Raw genomic sequence first — 17,093 nt, 5'->3', positions numbered from 1 at the left:
CGGCATGTCGCATCACGCGCACAGTTTACAAGTATTTGCGCCAGTCGTCGTCATCCTCATCGTCCTCGGCAGCGGCCCGAGCCTGCTCGGCGGCACGGGCGGCCGCAGCGCGGGCGGCAACCTGGGCATAGGACTCCTCGTTGCGCTCGGGGAAGTTTGCCAACACGTGCTCGAACTTGGCGAAGTCCTCGTCCCAGCGCGTAGAGGGCACAGCAAAGAAGACCTGCTTGACCTTGAAGTCGCCCGATGCGAGCTCCTTGCGGAAGAGCTCAGCCACGGCCTCGGCGTCAAAGCCGTTGTTGTCGCAGCCCCATGCGCCCAGCACGAGCTTCTCGCGACCCAACTTGTCGCAGATGGCGAGTACAAAGCGGATGCGGTCGCGCAGGGCATCCAGCAGAGCATCGTCGCTCACGCGATACTCCTGGCGGGCGCGCTTAACGTTGGGCGCGGCGGCAACGATCACGTCGGCATACGCATGCACATGGTTGCGGTCAAAACGCACCGCGGGCACCACCAGCGCGCGGTTGCGGTACAGCTCACAGTTGATGTTGCGGCGACGGTTCTCGCCGTACCACTTACGCTGCTTATCGAGGACATTGTACAGATACGAATCGGCACAGAGCGCGGCCTCCTGGCCCAGATAGCCCTGGATGTAACCTCCGCCCGGATTGGTAAACGAGGCAAAGGCAAGCACGGCCATATCGCAGAACTGCGCATAGCCGCGGCCGTTATCCAGAATGGCCTGCGTGGCGGAGGCATCAAGCACGGTGACCTCGGGCAGGGTCGGAGCGGGCTCCTCGGCAGGCGCGGGCTCGGTCTCTGCGGGTTCCTCGGCAGGCGCCAACTCGTCCGTGACCTCGGTCTCGACGGACGCAACCTCAGCGGCCTCGACCTCGGCAGCGTCAGCCTCCACAACCCCGGCAACCTGCTCCTCGGCAGCCGCAGCCGCCTGGGCCTTGGCCTTCATCGCCGCGACAAAACCGGCAGGCATACCGTCGAATTCGTGCACGCCGGCAAGCGAGCGCTCGATATCCTTGGCACACGCCTCGGACACAGTTGCCACGTGACGCTCGGCGGCCTTGGCACGGGCCTCGCGCTTGGGGTTGGGCTGCCCTGCGCGGCCGGTCCTGCGGTTACGGTTCCTGTTGTCGACGTCTGCCATAAGTGGTCACCTTTCCTGTCGCTGCCGTTATCGGCTTTTTCCCATCCATGATACCCCGCCGCGTACAAAAAAGACGGCCCCGAAGGACCGCCTTTCGCATTGATTTACGCGCGCGGCAAGCACCGCTGCAACTCGCCGCTAGTCGCGACGACCAAGGATATTCAGGATGCGCAGGAACACATTGATGATATCCACGAACAGGTTGGACGCCATGAGCACCGCATTGGGAAGCGTGGGCGGCACCGTCGTGGCCACATAGGTGTCGTAGCCAATAAAGCCGGCGAACACCACAATCACGATCAGGTCGGTGATGGTTTGCGAAACGCCCATAAACATCAGCACGATCTCAACCAAAATGGTGGCAAGCAGAATACCAAATCCGATGCCATACACACGCTGGAAGAACTTGGGGAAGGTCACGCCCAGCGCGCCAAAGACAAAGGTAATGGCGGCGGTGGCGATAAAGGCGGTGTTGATGGTGGGCAGGTCGTAGTTGGCAAGGCCAAACGACGCGGTCAGGCCAAAGGTGCTCGCAAAGATCACGTAACCCGTGAGCGACAGGCCCACAGACTGCTTGCCCGCGGCAGCCGACATCATGACAATGCCGACGATGGTCAAAATAAACGAGCCAAAGACCAGCGGCAAAGCGGCGCCACTCATCATCATGCGGGCAAACGCCATGGTGCTCGTAAAGTAGGCGCCGGCACCCATGGCGCAAAAGCCCAAAAAGATCAGGGCGGACATGACAAGGTTGTACGCACGCGGCGACATCTCCTTGGCACGGCTTGCACCGGTCTCGATGGGGCCGTTCTGATAGCCCTGGATATCATTCATGCTTTCGTCCTTTCAGATAGCGCCGCGACAGCAGCGCCTTAAGCGACAAGATTTCTGCCATTGTACCCAAATGCCACACGTTTTACCTGCGGCGCCCACCCTCGAGCGTGCAGTCAAACGCCCAGACCCACCAACGCATCACGTGGGTCTGCAAGCCGTCCGGCCGTTCGCGCGCCTGGTCCTCCAGATACAACTCGGTCGCATGACCGCCAAAACGAACCTTATAGGTTGCCGTACGAATGCCGTGAACCGTCAGGCCAAACCCAGTGGTCGAGACAATCTCGTCAATCGTAAAGCAGCGACCGTCAACCCAGCAGACGGTGACCGGCACGACTTGTCCGCCCGCGAGGATGCGAGCCACGACGTCCACATACTGCTTGTGCACGCGCCGAGTTTTGCCATCTGTCTGTCGATATTCCATGCCCCTATTATCGAACGCATGTTTGCATATTGTAAAGCGAACAGGCTGTGGTTTTGGCGTGTCGGACCGCATGCGCACGTCCGCACGACGTGTTAGCAAAAAGAACACCGGAGGTCAACAGGGCTAATATTCAATTTTAGTACCCAAAAATTCACTTCTCCCATCAGAACTCGGTAAAGAAACCCGCAGGAGGTGATACGATTTATCATGTTTTTGTAACGTTTCTGCAAACTTCGAGAAAGCCCATATATGGACGTAACGTTCTCAACCTTCCTCGGCCAACTTGTGTCGAACCCAGTCCTTGCCGTCACCGTGATTCTCGCGCTCGGCGCCATCTTCGTCAACGGATGGACCGACGCGCCCAACGCCATCGCGACCTGCGTCACTACGCGTTGCATGCCCGCCCGCGCTGCCATTCTCATGAGCGCCGCATTCAACTTCCTCGGCGTGCTCATCATGACGCACTTTAACGCGAGCGTCGCCAACACCATCTCACATATCGTCGACTTTGGCGGAAATAGCACCATGGCGCTCGCGTGCCTGTGCGCGGCGCTGTTCTCCATCGTCGTCTACGGCGCCACAGCGTCGCGTTTTGGCATCCCCACCTCGCAAAGCCACAGCCTTATCGCCGGCCTGACCGGTGCCGCTATCGCCCTCGGCGGCGCGAGCAGCGTCAACGTCCACGAGTGGATGAAGGTCATCTACGGCTTGGCGCTCTCCATCGGCCTGGGCTTTGTCATGGGCTGGGTCCTGTGCAAGCTCGTCTCGATTCTTTTTGCCGCCGCCAACAGGCGACGTGCCAACGTCTTCTTTAAATACGCTCAGATCGCGAGTGCCGCGGCCATGAGCTTCATGCACGGCGCGCAGGATGGACAGAAGTTCATCGGCGTGCTCTTTTTAGGCGTGGCCTTCGCCAACGGCCAGACGAGCGTCGGCGATGCCGGCATCCCCATCTGGATTATGCTGCTGTGCTCGGCCACTATGGGTATCGGCACCAGCGTGGGCGGCGAGCGCATCATCAAGTCCGTCGGCCAGAGCATGGTTAAGCTCGAGAAGTATCAGGGTTTCTCTGCCGACCTCGCGGGCGCCGCGAACCTGCTACTTGCCACCCTTACCGGCATCCCCGTGTCATCCACGCACATCAAAACCTGCGCCATCATGGGCGTCGGCGCCGTCAAGCGCCTCTCAGCCATCAACTTCGGCGTCGTCAAGGACATGATGTTCACCTGGTTCTTCACCTTCCCCGCTTGCGGACTCATCAGCTTTTTCATGGCCAAGCTGTTCATGATGTTCCTCTAGTCAAACCGAGTGTCCATCCGGACCGCAACACTTCGCCTACCCGTCTTCGCCTCGAAAGGACCCACCCATGGCAAAGAAACCCAATTCGTTCTACTTTGACAACTACGTCGCCTGCGCCGACCTCGCCGTCCAGGCCGCCGAGCTGCTTACCCAGATTTTTGAGAACTTCGATCCCGCGAAGATTCACGATATGCTCGAGGAGATGCATGCCATTGAGCATGCGGCAGACAAGAAGCACCACGAGCTTGAAGACGCCCTGCTCACCGCCTTTATCACCCCGCTCGAGCGCGAGGATCTGAATCTGATGAGCTGCTCACTCGACACCGTGCTCGACCGCATCGAGGGCGTCGTGCAGCGCGTCTACTTCACCAACATTCAGAGCATCCATCCCGACGCCATCGTCATCGCCCACAAGGTGACCGACGCTTGCCGCGCCATGAAGGACCTGATGGTCGAGCTGCCCAACTACCGCAAGTCCAAAACGCTGCGCGAACTGGTCATCCAGATCAACACCATCGAGTCCGAGGCTGACGAGCTCTACATCAACGCCATGCGCAACCTGCACGTCAACGGCAAGGACCCGCTCGAGGTCATCGCCTGGCGTGACGTATATGCCTTCCTGGAGTACTGCGCCGACTGCTGTGAGAATGTGGCCGATGTCGTGGATTCGATTGTCATGAAGAACAGTTAATTGGGGGTACATGTCCCGGCGGCGAAGGGCCGGCCACGGTTTGCTTTCTCACTCCGGCTGCTTTGCAGAGTCGTTCGAAAGCGGTTAATTAGTGGTACCCGCCCCACCGGCGAAGGCCCGGCACCTATTTGCTTTCTCACTCCGGCTGCGTAGCAGAGTCGTTCGAAAGTAAATAGGTGTTGGGCCTTCGCCTTGCGTACCACCATTGGGAACCTCGGCTGATAGTTTGGATGCGATGGGGCTTTGGCTGATGCGGCCTTTTATGCCCGAATGGGTACTTTGGGGCTGTGTTGGGCGTTTGGCTGGATGGTGCTTTGGGTACCCTTTATTTTGCTTTGGATCGATTCGTTGACTTTGGAGGGCTTGGTTATGGGTTATTTGGATTTGGCTCGTGGTCGGTATTCTTGTCGTTCTTTTGAGAATCGGGCTGTGGAGCAGTCGGTGGTGGATGCTGTTGTTGAAGCTGGACGGATTGCTCCTTCTGCTTGTAATAATCATCCTTCTCGTGTAATGGTGCTGGATACGCCCGAGCTGTTGGAGAAGGCTGCTGCTTGTCAGCCTCGGTTTGCTCGTGATGGGTCTATCTTTGGGGCTCCGCTTGTCTTCCTCATTTGCAGCGTTACCGATGATGCTTGGGTGCGCCCGTATGATCAGATGAATTCCAGTGAAATCGATACGTCCATCGTGTGTGATCAGATGATGATGGAGGCCACCGAGCAGGGCCTGGGAACGTGCTGGGTGTGCCATTTTAAGCCTGAGGTGGCCCGTGAGCAGTTCGACCTGCCCGAGGGTGTCTATCCCTATCACATGCTCGTCTGTGGCTATCCTGCCGACCATATCACCGACCCCGAGCATCGAGAGGCCCGCACCATTCCCCTCTCCGACTTCCTCCTCAAGTAGATTTTTGGGACATGCCGCAAACCTACCCTTGACCGCTCACCCGTTCACCGAGTTCTGCGCCACTATGTGCAGGGCTCGGTTTTTTATGTTGCGCACCCCTGCACACCCTGCACAGTCATAAAAAAGGACCCGCAAGCTGCGGGTCCTTTCTAGGCACTAAATTGTAGACCGAATGTTAGTCCAGGTCGTCGGCAGCGAAGTTGTCGATCGGGGCGAAGGGATCGGCCACGGGGACAACCGGATCGGCGACGGGCAGCGGCTCGGCGGGAACAGTCACCGCAGGAGAAGCGGCAGAACCAACCGGCGTGGAGGCCATGAGGTCGGCCGGGAAGGAGTTCTGGGCGTCGTCCATAAAGTGCTGGATGAGCTTGAGGTACTCGGCCTTGAACTCCTCGCGGGAAGCCTTCAGACGGTCGATTTCCTCGAGCTCGGCCTGCTTCTCGGTCAGAGCCTGGCGGATAACCTCGCGGGCCTTGGCGTCAGCCTCGTTGCGGATACGCTCAGCGTTCTCATTGGCATCGTTGACGATGGTCTCAGCGGTCTGCTGAGCAGCGATCAGGGCAGCGGAAATCTGGCGCTCCTGAGCGGAGAAGTCAGGGGCGGGAGCGGCCACGGGGGCGGCAGGGGCGGCCTGGGCGGCGGTATCCTGAGCCTGGGCAAGCTGAGCCTGTGCATCGGCAAGCTGCTGCTCAGTAGCAGTCAGACGGCCCTTAAGGTCGACGATCTTAGCGAGCATAGCGTCAACCTCGGAAGACAGCGTCTCCAAGAAGACGTCGACCTCGGCAGGATCGTAGCCACGCTTGGCCTCAGAGAAAGTCTGAGCCTGGATGTCTGCAGGGGTAATAGCCATAACAAGTCTCCTTTTTCATCGCCTCGGCGCTACACGCCCGACGTAAGTTACTAAGTCAGTTCTATACGAGTATACCTATAAGAAGCTGCAGAACCAGTCTCTGCACCAACTGCAACGCAATAATCGCAACGACCGGCGAAAAATCAACGCCGCCCATCGGCGGGATAAACCGACGAAAGAGGTTGAGCCACGGGCCGCAGACGCTATCGAGCACTGCAGCGATATCCTGCAGCAGGCCGCCCTGCTTCATGGGAATCCACGTCATAAAGCAATAGACCACGATGAGCGTGGAGTAGAAGTTGAACAGCGTGTTGACCAGCTGGACAATGGTGTAGATGTTGATGAGAATCTCCTCGTCTTGGGTTTACTTAAGGTAGCCGTCGGCACGAAGCTTCTTGAGGTCCGAATCCTTGACCTCGCAGCCGGCGGGCAGCACCATGAACACGCGGTCGCCCACCTCCTTGACCGTAGCGCCCAGGCCACAGGCAAAGCCATAGCTAAAGTCCAGGACACGCTTGGCGACCTCGGTGCGAACGCCGACAAAAATCAGCGCGACGGGCTGTTTGGTACGCACACGACGGACAACGGTCTCAACGTCATCATAGCTCTCGGGACGCAGGACATAGGCAGGCAGCTGCGGCGTGGCGTTGATGATGTTGCTCGCATAGGCCGAGGCGTCGCTCGGCGCAGGGGCGGGCGCAGGCGCCGCGGCGCGAGCACGGGCGCTCTCGGCATAACTCGACGGCGTGTCGTAGGCGCCGGGACGATAGCCACCGGTGACCGTATCCTGAGAACGCGACGGCGGATTGTACGTCGTTGCATGACGCGAGTCATCGCCGACCAGCTGACCGGAGCGCGTATACACGGCAACCGACTCAGCTTCACCGCGGCGCGTCTGGCCCAGCAGGCCGTTGCTCGGCTCGTCCTGGGTATAGAAGCCCTCGCCCGAAGCACCACTGTAGCCGCCGCCCTGATAGCCGTCGTCGTAGCCGTCATCGTAGCCGTAGTCGTCATCCTGGCTATAGCCCTGGTCGTAACCCTGCTGGCCGCCCAGGTGCATCTTATTTTTAATCTCGTCAAGGAAGCCCATGGTTGTGTCCTCTCACGGTTTAGTGCAGGCGCTCTGTAAACCAGTGCGCACTTCAGAGCCCTATTTTACTGCAAACTCCGGGCTAAATACTACCCTGCCCAGGCGAACGAGCGTAGAGCCCTCCTCAAGGGCAGGCTCAAAGTCCTCGCTCATGCCGCAGGAAAGCTCAGGCAGGTTCAAATCGGGATGCGCTGCCTCCAGCTCATCCCTCAGCTCACGAAGCCCCGCAAAGGTGCGGCGTGCCACATCCTTATTCCCCCGGGGCGCCATAGTCATAAGCCCCTGTACGCAAATTCCCTCAAGCTCTGCAAGCTCACCCGCGGCGGCGCGAATCTCATCGGGCGAAAAACCGCCCTTGGACTCCTCGCCGCTCACGTTGACCTCAATCAGCACCTGCTGGGGAGCAACCAGCTCGCCCGCTTCGATCTTACGAGTCGCACGGCTCGAGATAGCCTGCGCCAGATGAAGCGACCCCACCGAATGGATTAGCTCGGCTGAGCCCAGCACCGCATTGATCTTATTGGTCTGCAGGTTGCCGATCATATCGAAACGCACCTCGGGCAGCTCCGGATGCTCCGCCAGACCCGTAAGCTTGCGGACGAGCTCTTGCGGGCGGTTCTCGGCAAAATGGCGATACCCCGCCCGAATGGCAGCGATGGTCTCGTCAACGCCGACGGTCTTGGACACGGCAATCAAACGCGCGGCATCGTGGGGCCTCCCAGCGCGATCGAGCGCGGCATAAAAGCGCTCGAGTATCTGCTCGCGGCGAGCGCGCATCAAGTCTAAATAGTTATCCATGGCAAATCGCCTCCGCAGACAGCACAACAAGTAGTCCCATGCTAACGCAAGAGCGCGGCCCCGCATCCGCAAGGCCGCGCTCCCTCAGGTATTTACAATCTCTCAACGAGCGGAGCTACCCTACTCCTCGTCGTCCTCGCCATCGTCTTCATCCTCAAGATGATCCAGCAGGTAGCGCAGGCCCTCGCTAACCTCGTTAGCAGGCACCTTGGCAACATAGCGAGCATCGACGGCGGGCCTCATGATAACACCCTCGCCCGAAGGAACGCGCATGCTCTCGAGCTCATCCTCATCAGTGCGGGCGATATCGCCGGCGTTCATACGCTGACCAGTCAACAGGAAGGTCAGACGGCAAGCGGCATCGATGGAAATCGAAGCGATGCGATCGAGGTAGCGTGAAACCATGATGGCGCGACGCAGGTCGTCATAGTTGCTGTCGTCGTCCATAAAGTCGCCCGTGTCCATACGGTTAAAGGTGCGGAAGAACTTCTCGTAGGCAGCGTGCACTGGCTCGTCCTCGACGGCCAGGTTGCAGATGATGGACATGTCATTGGTGACAAGCGCAGAAAGCGAAGAGCCCAGCACCTGGTAGACGGCCTCAGCCTCGGCCTCGACCGTGCCGACAAGCTCCTTGGGCAGCGAGATGTCGGCCTTGATCATATGACGCGTGGCGCGGCAAATCTGACGGACCTTATCGGTCATGCGCTGCAGGTTAAAGTCAACATAGATGATCGTCTGAAGCAGGCGGAAGTCGGAGGCGACCGGTGACTGCGTGGCAATCAGGTTGTAGCAGACGGCCTCCAGGTTGGCGCAGCGTGCGTCAATCGAAAGCGTGCGCTTCTTGGTCTTGGTGGCGAGCTTGCGGTCGTCGGTCACATAGGCCTTTACGGCATCGTGGAGGGCCAGATCGACGGCCTCATAGATGCTCAGCATCTCGTGACGGGCCTCGATGAGCTGACGGGAAAACAGTTTGCGCATGGTTCACTCCAATCAGTTGGGTGCGGTCATGCCGCCCGCACAGTGAATACGCACCGGACCAGGTCCGATCGGCTTGGGACTAGTCGCACCGATCAGCCAAAGCGGCCGGTGATATAGTCTTCCGTACGCGAGTCCACCGGGCTGGTGAAGATCGCGTCGGTTTGACCATACTCGATGAGCGTGGCGGGCTCGCCGGCAACTTCCTGCAAGAAGAATGCGGTGTAGTCGCTGATACGAGCTGCCTGCTGCATAGAATGCGTGACGATGATAATCGTCATCTCGGGCGCCAGCTCGGCCATCAGATCCTCGACCTTAGAGACGGACGTGGGGTCGATGGCGGAGCAGGGCTCGTCCATCAGAAGGACATCGGGTTGCACCGCAAGCACGCGGGCGATGCACAGACGCTGCTGCTGACCGCCCGAGAGCGCCAAACCATCCTTGTTGAGCTGATTGGATACCTCTTTCCAGAGGTTGGCGCGCTTGAGCGATTCTTCCACGATGTCATCGAGGTCGCTTTTGCTAGTCACGCCCTGCAGACGAGGGCCAAAGGCGACATTCTCGTAGATGGATTTGGGAAACGGGTTGGGCTGCTGAAAGATCATGCCCACGCGACGACGGAGGTCGACCGGGTCGACACCCTCGGCATAGATATCATTGCCGTCGAGCGTCATGGTACCCTCGACGCGGGTACCCTCGATAAGGTCATTCATACGGTTGATGCAACGCAAAAACGTTGACTTGCCGCAGCCTGAAGGGCCAATGAAGGCGGTGATGGCGTTTTTTGCGATGTTGAGGTCGAGCCCCGTCAGCGCATGAAAGTCACCGTACCAAAAGTTGAAATCCTTGGCCGTGATGGCTGCTTGCTCCGGCGTGGGAGCGGACTGATAGACGGACATGGGACTCCTTAATTAGCGGCGTTTGCGCGACAGGTAGCGCGCAAACAGGTTGAAGGCCAGAATAATCGCCATCAGCAAAAGCGCGGTGCCGTAGGCCGCGTTCATGTTGATGCCGTCGTTGGCAAGCAGGTACAGGTGAACCGTCATGGGGCGGCCGGAATCGAGCGGCGAAATAGGTAGATTGATGGCCTGGCCCATGGTGTAGAGCACCACGGCGGTCTCGCCGATGGCGCGGCCGATGGCAAGGACGATGCCGGTGGCAATGCGACCAAAGGCCGAAGGAAGTACGATCTTGGAGACGACCTGCCACTTGGTGGCGCCCAAGCCGTACGCGCCCCAACGGATATAGCGCGGAACGGCGCGAATGGCCTCTTCGGTGGTGCGCATGACGATAGGCAGCATCAGAAGCGCCAGCGCCAGAGCGGCAGAGACCATCGAAAGGCCCAGGCCCATGGCCTCGACAAACAAGGCGTAGCCAAACAGGCCCATAACGATGGAGGGCACCGACGCCAAAGCGTCAGCAGCGTAGCGTATGAGCTCGACGACCTTGCCCTGCTTGGCGTACTCGGCCAGATAGACGGCTGCCAGCACAGCGATCGGCGTGCAGATAAGCATGGCGAGCGCCGTCACGTAGACGGTCGAGACGATCGTGGGCCAAATGCCGCCCTCGGCGTTGACGCCCTGGGGCCAACCGAAGATAAAGTCGAACGAGATATGCGGCAGACCGTTAATGACCACGTAGGCGATGATAGCGACCAGCACCAGCGTGGTGATGTATGCTGCGGCACGGAACACGCCAAGCATGATCTTATTGGACAGGTCTTTGTTGATGCGGCCCTTCTTGCCGTGGGAAAGGGCACGCTTGATGCGCTCGCGCGACGAGGTCGCATCGACCGTCGTGTCAACGGAATCGGACATAGCCTACCCCCTCTTCTTCTTGGAAATCAGACGGACGATGCCCACCAGCGCGGCGGAGATGATAAACAGGACCACACCCATGCCGAACAGCGCCGAGCGGTGCAGACCCGAGGAATAGCTCATGTCGAGCGCGATCTGGCTCGTGAGCGTCGAGATGGGGCTCGCAATGCTGTCGGGAATAACCGGAGCGTTACCCACGACCATGAGCACGGCCATGGTCTCACCGATGGCACGGCCCATACCCAGCACGATGGCATCCACGATACCCAGCTTGGCGGCAGGTAGCACGACCTTATAGATGGTCTGCCACTTGGTGGCGCCCATGGCATACGATGCCTCGCGAATGCCCATGGGAATGGAATTGAGAGCATCGATGGTGAGCGTGGTGATGGTAGGGACGATCATGATAGCAAGCACGAACCACGCCGTCAGCGCACCAAAACCAAGACCGCCGGTCAGTTGCGCGATAAACGGACGGATGATAATCATGCCAAAGAAACCGTAGATGATGGAGGGAATGCCCGCCAGCAGGTCGACGGCGGGGCTGATGAGTTTGCGCACGCGCTTGCTGGCGATCTCGACCAGATACACGGCCGTACCCACACCTAGCGGCACACCCATGGCGAGCGCACCGACAGTCACGAGACCCGAGCCGGCCAGCAGCGACATAATGCCGTAGTGGCCCTCGGAGGGCGCCCACGTAAAGCTGAAGAAGTTCGCCAGGCCAATGTCGGTAAAGACGGGCAGCGCCGAGTACGTGGTAAAGACAAAAATCAGGATGACGGTAACGACCGCCAAGAACGCGCAGGCAAAGAAGATCCACTGCAGCGCCTTCTCCTTGATATAGGTACTGCGCGATACGAGCGCCAGCTCGCGCTTCTTGGGCGCCTGAACATTCTGCTCAGTCTGGGAGTTTTCCTGTGCTTCCATGCTACTCACTCCCCTTCTCGTCGTTGGTGACGGGGATAAAGCCCGCCTCGCGAATCTGCTTGTCCATCTTTTCGGACGTCACGTAGTCGATGTAATCCTGCGCCTGCTGCGAAGGCGCACCCTTCACAAAGAAGTACAGGTCACGCGAGATGGGATAGCCGCCGCTCGCGACCGTCTTCTCGGACGCCTCAACATGATTGACCGAGGCGGCCTTGACCGAGGTCTTGGCGTTGAGGCTATCGACGAAGCCCAGCGAAATGTAGCCAATGGCACCGCGCGAACGAGATACCACGTCGCGCACCTGACCCGTGCCCGAAAGAACGGCCGAGCGACGATCGAACGGGGTGCCGTCCATCACGATGGTGCGAAATGCCTCACGCGTGCCGGACGCCTCATCTCGGTTGATGACCTGGATCTTCAGGTCCTCTCCGCCGACTTCCTTCCAGTTGGTGATCTTGCCGGCGTAAATATCGCGGAGCTGCCCGGTCGAGAGGTTATCGACCGGGTTATCGTCGTTCACGATGACCGCGATGCCGTCGTGCGCGATCACAATCGGGGTCAGGCCCAGATCCTGCTCGTCGGCATTGAGGCCGCGAGATGAGCTGGCGATATCGGCCGTGCCGTTGCTGACGGCCTCGATGCCCGCAGAGGAGCCCAGACCGGAGACAAGTACGTCGATGCCGGTCTCTTCCTTAAAGCCCTCGGCCGCAATCTCGGCAATGGGTAGGCAGGTGGTCGAGCCGGCGACGGTAATGGAAGAAGTAGAAGATCCCGAAGAACAGGCGCACAGCGTAAGCGTAAGCACAGCGGCGCTCAGGACCGATACGATCTTTCTCATAGCATCACGCCGATCGCAGCATGGCGCCCACAGGTGCCGTTCTCGTTACGGTAGGAATAAAAGCGGTCGTTCTGACGCACAGTCGAAAGCTGGGTATCCACGATATTATCCGCGTCGACACCGACATCTACCAGTGCCTCGCAAATGGCAGCGGAAAGATCGAGCATGCGAGAGATGCTCGCATCGATGCACGAGAACTCGGCAGCAAAGCGATCCATGAGTTCCTGGGACACCTCATATTCGTCACCCAAGATATGGGGACCGATATAGGCGGAAACGTCGCTCGCATCGCAGCCGGCAGCATCGCAAAGCGCCTGGCACGCCTTGGCGGAAATACGTGCAATCGTGCCCTTCCAACCGGAGTGCACCACGGCAAATCCGCCGGGGGCCACCAGCACCACGGGAACGCAGTCGGCGAAGCAGAGCAGCACGGGCACGTTATGCGCCGTACAGACGATGGCATCGCAGCCCTCGGCAATCTGCTCGCGAACGTCCTCAAGGTCATCGGCGCCGTTCGAGGTCACCGCAACGATATGGTCACCATGGATCTGATTGGGAACGAGCAGGTTGTGCTCGCACTCGGCGGCGCCCATAGCCTCGAGCGCGCGACGACGATTTTCTTGAACAGCAAAGGGATCATCGCCAACATGCGAGCCCAAGTTGAGTGAGGAGTACGCATCTTCGGAAACACCACCGACGCGCTCGGTGAAGGCAAAGCGAACATAGGATGTCGCGCCCTCCACCAACGTAACTCCATCATGGTCGACACGCGAAACTTTGTCCGCACGTGCTGCCATACCAAAGCCTCCTAATAACACAAGTACGCGGCATCGCCGCTACAGCCCGCGTTTATACGGCTGTCATACTTCCTTAAAAGGATACCTGCTGCACTGGAGGCAATCGTAAAGGGAACGTAAAGAGATTAGAGGTTCTAGTTTACAAAGTCGAAATAAAAAGGGCGCATCCATACGGACACGCCCCTGTGCACAACAATGCAAAGAACGACTTAGAAGCTACCGCGCTTCAGGAAGTCGGGAAGCTCGAACTGATCGTTGCCGAAGTTAGGAAGCTCGGTGCCACCGACGTTGCGGGTCGGAGCGGCCTGAGCCGGGCTGGCGGCAGGAGCGGTGCGCTGCGGCTCAGCGGAGGCAGCGACCTTGCTCTGAGACTGCTGAGCAGCAAAGAGCTCGTCCTGACGGTTGACGTTGGAGTCGGAGAAGCCCGTAGCGATGACGGTGATACGCACCTGATCGCCCAGGGACTCGTCGACAACGGTACCGAAGATGATGTTGGCCTCGGGGTCGACGGCGTTGGCGACAACGTCGGCGGCGTCGCTGATCTCCTGGATGCCCAGGTCCTTGGAACCGGCGATGGAGAGCAGCACGCGCGTGGCGCCATCGATGGAGCTCTCGAGCAGCGGGCTGGAGATGGCCTGCTGGGCAGCGTCGACGGCACGGGTATCCCCAGAAGAGGTACCAATACCCATCATGGCGGTACCGGCCTGCTTCATGATGGTCTTAACATCGGCGAAGTCCAGGTTGATGATACCGGGGACGGTGATGAGGTCGGTGATGCCCTGGGTGCCCTGGGAAAGGACGCCATCGGCAATCGCGAAGGCCTCGAGCATGGTGGTCTTCTTCTCGGCGATGTCGAGCAGCTTATCGTTAGGAATGACGATCATGGTGTCGACGCAATCGGAGAGGGTCTTGATGCCCTCCTCGGCGCTCTTCTTGCGCTTGCGGCCCTCGAAGGTGAAGGGCTTGGTCACGACGGCGACGGTCAGTGCGCCGACCTCGTTCATCGCGATATCGGCAACGATGGGAGCAGCACCGGTACCGGTGCCACCGCCCTCGCCGCAGGTGATGAACACCATGTCGGCGCCAGCGAGCGCCTCGGCAATGTCGTCGCGGGACTCATCGGCAGCCTTGCGGCCAACCTCGGGGTTGGCGCCGGCGCCCAGGCCGCGGGTAAGGTCGGTGCCGATGTGCACCTTGATATCGGCATCAGAGATCGCGAGTGCCTGAGCATCGGTGTTGATGGCAACAAACTCGACGCCGCGGATGCCCTCTTCGATCATTCGATTGACCGCGTTGGTACCGCCGCCGCCGACGCCGACCACCTTAATGACGGCAAGGTAGTTGTTGATCTCTGTCTCGTGCATGTCGGTCCTCCGAACAAAGGTTATAGCCATAGCATGGGTCGACCCCTGCGCACATTAACCTTCAGGTTGAAAGTAAATGCAAAGGTAAACCGTATTATGTTTGCACATTATGAACGTATCAGTCAAATAATTGACCGTGAAAACCAAACAAACCAGATAAACGGCGTGGCATGGCCCCTCAACAAAGCATCAACCAGCGCTACGAGGTCGGAGCGTTCCTAAATGTGTAGTTGCCCGGAGAGCGCACGTTGATATACGTTACGCCCTCTACCTGCGAAAGCAACTTAGTGACTACGCGTTCTTTCTTGGCGATATCGTCCGAATCGCCCAGCGACACCTCAATGCCGTTATTGAGGTTTGCCGAGATGGCTTCGACCGAAGGCGTGGAAATATCCTTGACTTGTCCCAAGAACTCGCTCGAAAAACCACGCACATAATCCAAGCCAGCCTTAACGGCCTTGGAGCTCACCGCCTGGCCGGAAACCGGAGCGACATCCGCCGAGACATCAGTCAGCAACACCGCGCCATAGTGCTTAGCGAGCGCCAGTGCGGCATCAATGCCGGTCAGGGTATTTGAGCCCTGCCCTGTCGTGATGACGTTGCCCTGGTCGTCCACTTCGACCGACGTCGACAGCGGGGCGATCCAGGTGTCATCATCACCGATGGCCCAGGCAAGGTCATCGGAGCTGATATAGGCAATTGCAATGACCTTGCGCTCCATCGGCGTAATGATGAGCGTATGCGGGAACTGACGCTGGACATCCACGCCCGAGACCCACGGGTTCTGCTTGAGGTCCTCGGTAATCTGGTCGGGATCGACGTTAAAAAGCGACGTTCCCTCGGGCAAATCGATCAGCTGGACAGCATCGTGCTTCGTCACATGCTCGCTGCCTTGAATCTGAATATCAGTGGCGGTAAACAATCCAGAGTTGATCACCACGATGGCAACGACGACGAGCACGGCCAAGACGGCCAGAACGCCGCCCAGGATTTTGCCTTTGCCTGCAACGACAGAAGCGGCGTCTGATGTTTTATTTGCCATCGCCCCAAGTGAAGACAACGGGTTGACGCCTTTTTTACCCGAAGGCTTCTCGGCGGTAGCCGACACCGATATCAGCGAGCGCGGTTTCGATGTGCCTAGCATGCGACCCGGACGCGCCGCTTTAGTTCCCGTCGAGGGCTTAGGAGCTGCCATGGGACGGGCAGGCTTGGCGCCCATAACAGGCTTTGACGTCACCGAGGGACGCGAGGACTTTTTTGCGGCCGGACGATTACCGAGCTGCGAGCCGACGACCGGACGACTGGCCTGTCGAGCATGCCCGACAGACTTAGAGTGCGCGACGGTATTGCGTTGAGGTTTGGCAGGCGCGCCGGAACGCCCTCCGGCGCGGCGGAAGGTGGGTTTCGATGCTCTAGAAGCCGAGGAATTTAACTTCCGGTCTGAGCTCGATGCCATACGCCTCCCTCACCTTTCCGTGCACATGTCTGATAACCGCGGCAACGTCATCGGCCGAGGCAGTTCCGTTATTAACGATAAAATTAGCGTGAACGGGCGATACTTCCGCGCCGCCAATCGAAAAACCCTTTAATCCACAATCCTCGATAAGCTTGCCCACACTCGCATCGGGCGGGTTGCGAAAGACCGACCCGCAGGATGCGCGACCCATGGGCTGTGTACGCTTGCGCCTCGTCAGGTACCGCTCCATGCGCTCGCGAATGTCGGCCTTGGGCGCCGGTTTAAGCTTGAGCACGCACTCGAGGATAATCTCATTGCGGGGAAGGCTACATTCGCGGTAGCCCCAAGTGATCTCGGACCCCGCATAATGCTTGATACCGGATGCCGGGTCAAACGTTACGACATCCTCGACCAGCGAGCCAATCCACTCGGTCCGTGTGCCGGCATTCATAGATATCGCACCGCCGACCGAACCAGGGATGCCAACGGCAAACTCAAGGCCCGAGAGGCTACGCGACAGGGCATCGTTGACCAGGCGCGCAAACATCACGCCCGCACCGACCGTCAGCGTACAGCCGTCATCGGCAACAACCGTGCGCTGAAACTCACGTCCGAGCGAAATGACGGCACCGCGATAACCACCATCGGCAACCAGCAGATTGGAGCCCTTGCCGATGATGACCCACGGCACCTGCTCGCGATCGAGCACCGCCACGGCGCGGCGGAGGGCATGATAGCTATGGCACGTCACGAAGAGGTCGGCCTTGCCGCCGATACGATAGCTCGTATGACGCGCAAGGCGCTCGTCCTCGATCACATCCGTGTCGATCATGCCCGAGAGCGCCATGACGGCGTTAAACAGACCCATTTG

Annotated in this window: 19 protein-coding genes; 3 read left to right on the top strand and 16 right to left on the bottom strand. The window is 59.2% G+C overall.

What is annotated here, in order from left to right:
* Positions 1-25: 25 nt before the first annotated feature.
* The 3 genes from DXC90_RS04615 to DXC90_RS04605 form a co-directional block, all read right to left on the bottom strand.
* The gene (locus DXC90_RS04615) at positions 26-1,162 is read right to left on the bottom strand and encodes a TIGR02452 family protein (RefSeq protein WP_117734965.1); all 1,137 of its coding nucleotides are present in this window, start codon (positions 1,160-1,162) and stop codon (positions 26-28) included.
* A 138-nt stretch (positions 1,163-1,300) separates the two neighbouring features.
* Positions 1,301-1,996 (bottom strand): Bax inhibitor-1 family protein, encoded by a 696-nt coding sequence (locus DXC90_RS04610; protein ID WP_117734964.1) that lies wholly within the window; start codon positions 1,994-1,996, stop codon positions 1,301-1,303.
* 82 nt (positions 1,997-2,078) lie between these two features.
* Positions 2,079-2,417 carry a hypothetical protein gene (locus tag DXC90_RS04605; RefSeq protein WP_147351590.1) on the bottom strand — a complete coding sequence of 113 codons (339 nt, stop codon included), beginning with the start codon at positions 2,415-2,417 and terminating at the stop codon, positions 2,079-2,081.
* Between the two features lie 249 nt (positions 2,418-2,666).
* On the opposite strand from DXC90_RS04605, the gene DXC90_RS04600 reads away from it, so the two are divergent.
* The 3 genes from DXC90_RS04600 to DXC90_RS04590 all read left to right on the top strand — a co-directional run bounded on the left by DXC90_RS04600 (position 2,667) and on the right by DXC90_RS04590 (position 5,307).
* Positions 2,667-3,716 carry an inorganic phosphate transporter gene (locus DXC90_RS04600; RefSeq protein WP_117734962.1) on the top strand — a complete coding sequence of 350 codons (1,050 nt, stop codon included), beginning with the start codon at positions 2,667-2,669 and terminating at the stop codon, positions 3,714-3,716.
* A gap of 67 nt (positions 3,717-3,783) precedes the next feature.
* Positions 3,784-4,407, top strand: a complete 624-nt coding sequence (locus DXC90_RS04595; protein ID WP_117734961.1) for a DUF47 domain-containing protein — start codon at positions 3,784-3,786, stop codon at positions 4,405-4,407.
* A gap of 369 nt (positions 4,408-4,776) precedes the next feature.
* Positions 4,777-5,307: a nitroreductase family protein gene (locus tag DXC90_RS04590; RefSeq protein WP_117735098.1), complete on the top strand. Its 531-nt coding sequence runs from the start codon at positions 4,777-4,779 to the stop codon at positions 5,305-5,307.
* 175 nt (positions 5,308-5,482) lie between these two features.
* Here the strand turns inward: DXC90_RS04590 and DXC90_RS04585 are convergent, their stop codons facing one another.
* From DXC90_RS04585 to murB, 13 genes are all read right to left on the bottom strand, one after another.
* Positions 5,483-6,157, bottom strand: a complete 675-nt coding sequence (locus DXC90_RS04585) for a DivIVA domain-containing protein (RefSeq protein ID WP_117734960.1) — start codon at positions 6,155-6,157, stop codon at positions 5,483-5,485.
* A 61-nt stretch (positions 6,158-6,218) separates the two neighbouring features.
* On the bottom strand, positions 6,219-6,464 hold the full coding sequence (locus DXC90_RS04580; RefSeq protein WP_199406628.1) for a YggT family protein: 246 nt from the start codon (positions 6,462-6,464) through the stop codon (positions 6,219-6,221).
* Between the two features lie 57 nt (positions 6,465-6,521).
* On the bottom strand, positions 6,522-7,247 hold the full coding sequence (locus DXC90_RS04575) for a cell division protein SepF (RefSeq protein ID WP_117734958.1): 726 nt from the start codon (positions 7,245-7,247) through the stop codon (positions 6,522-6,524).
* Between the two features lie 60 nt (positions 7,248-7,307).
* Positions 7,308-8,045 (bottom strand): YggS family pyridoxal phosphate-dependent enzyme, encoded by a 738-nt coding sequence (locus tag DXC90_RS04570; RefSeq protein WP_117734957.1) that lies wholly within the window; start codon positions 8,043-8,045, stop codon positions 7,308-7,310.
* Between the two features lie 120 nt (positions 8,046-8,165).
* A complete protein-coding gene (locus DXC90_RS04565; RefSeq protein WP_117734956.1) occupies positions 8,166-9,023 on the bottom strand; it encodes a PhoU domain-containing protein in 858 nt (285 codons plus the stop codon).
* A gap of 92 nt (positions 9,024-9,115) precedes the next feature.
* Entirely contained in the window at positions 9,116-9,919 is an 804-nt protein-coding gene (pstB, locus tag DXC90_RS04560) for a phosphate ABC transporter ATP-binding protein PstB (protein WP_117647229.1), read from the bottom strand.
* A gap of 12 nt (positions 9,920-9,931) precedes the next feature.
* The gene (gene pstA / locus DXC90_RS04555; RefSeq protein ID WP_117734955.1) at positions 9,932-10,837 is read right to left on the bottom strand and encodes a phosphate ABC transporter permease PstA; all 906 of its coding nucleotides are present in this window, start codon (positions 10,835-10,837) and stop codon (positions 9,932-9,934) included.
* Positions 10,838-10,840: 3 nt separating this feature from the next.
* Positions 10,841-11,767 (bottom strand): phosphate ABC transporter permease subunit PstC, encoded by a 927-nt coding sequence (pstC, locus tag DXC90_RS04550; RefSeq protein WP_117734954.1) that lies wholly within the window; start codon positions 11,765-11,767, stop codon positions 10,841-10,843.
* A 1-nt stretch (position 11,768) separates the two neighbouring features.
* Entirely contained in the window at positions 11,769-12,605 is an 837-nt protein-coding gene (locus tag DXC90_RS04545; RefSeq protein ID WP_117734953.1) for a phosphate ABC transporter substrate-binding protein, read from the bottom strand.
* Entirely contained in the window at positions 12,602-13,402 is an 801-nt protein-coding gene (locus DXC90_RS04540) for a polyphenol oxidase family protein (protein WP_117734952.1), read from the bottom strand. The genes DXC90_RS04545 and DXC90_RS04540 overlap by 4 nt, the downstream gene beginning before the upstream one ends.
* 209 nt (positions 13,403-13,611) lie before the next feature.
* Positions 13,612-14,766: a cell division protein FtsZ gene (gene ftsZ, locus DXC90_RS04535; RefSeq protein ID WP_117734951.1), complete on the bottom strand. Its 1,155-nt coding sequence runs from the start codon at positions 14,764-14,766 to the stop codon at positions 13,612-13,614.
* Between the two features lie 199 nt (positions 14,767-14,965).
* Complete coding sequence (locus DXC90_RS04530) at positions 14,966-16,222, bottom strand: cell division protein FtsQ/DivIB (protein WP_233502158.1); 1,257 nt, start codon at positions 16,220-16,222, stop codon at positions 14,966-14,968.
* Positions 16,179-17,090, bottom strand: coding sequence for a UDP-N-acetylmuramate dehydrogenase (murB, locus tag DXC90_RS04525; protein ID WP_006234257.1), 912 nt, complete (start codon positions 17,088-17,090; stop codon positions 16,179-16,181). Before murB ends, DXC90_RS04530 begins: the two co-directional genes overlap by 44 nt.
* Between the last annotated feature and the right edge of the window lie 3 nt (positions 17,091-17,093).

The sequence above is a fragment of the Collinsella sp. TF09-1AT genome (assembly GCF_003436895.1).
Classification (GTDB): domain Bacteria; phylum Actinomycetota; class Coriobacteriia; order Coriobacteriales; family Coriobacteriaceae; genus Collinsella.
The sequence above is the reverse complement of the archived record's forward strand: the minus strand, read 5'-3'. Positions and strand labels throughout refer to the sequence as shown.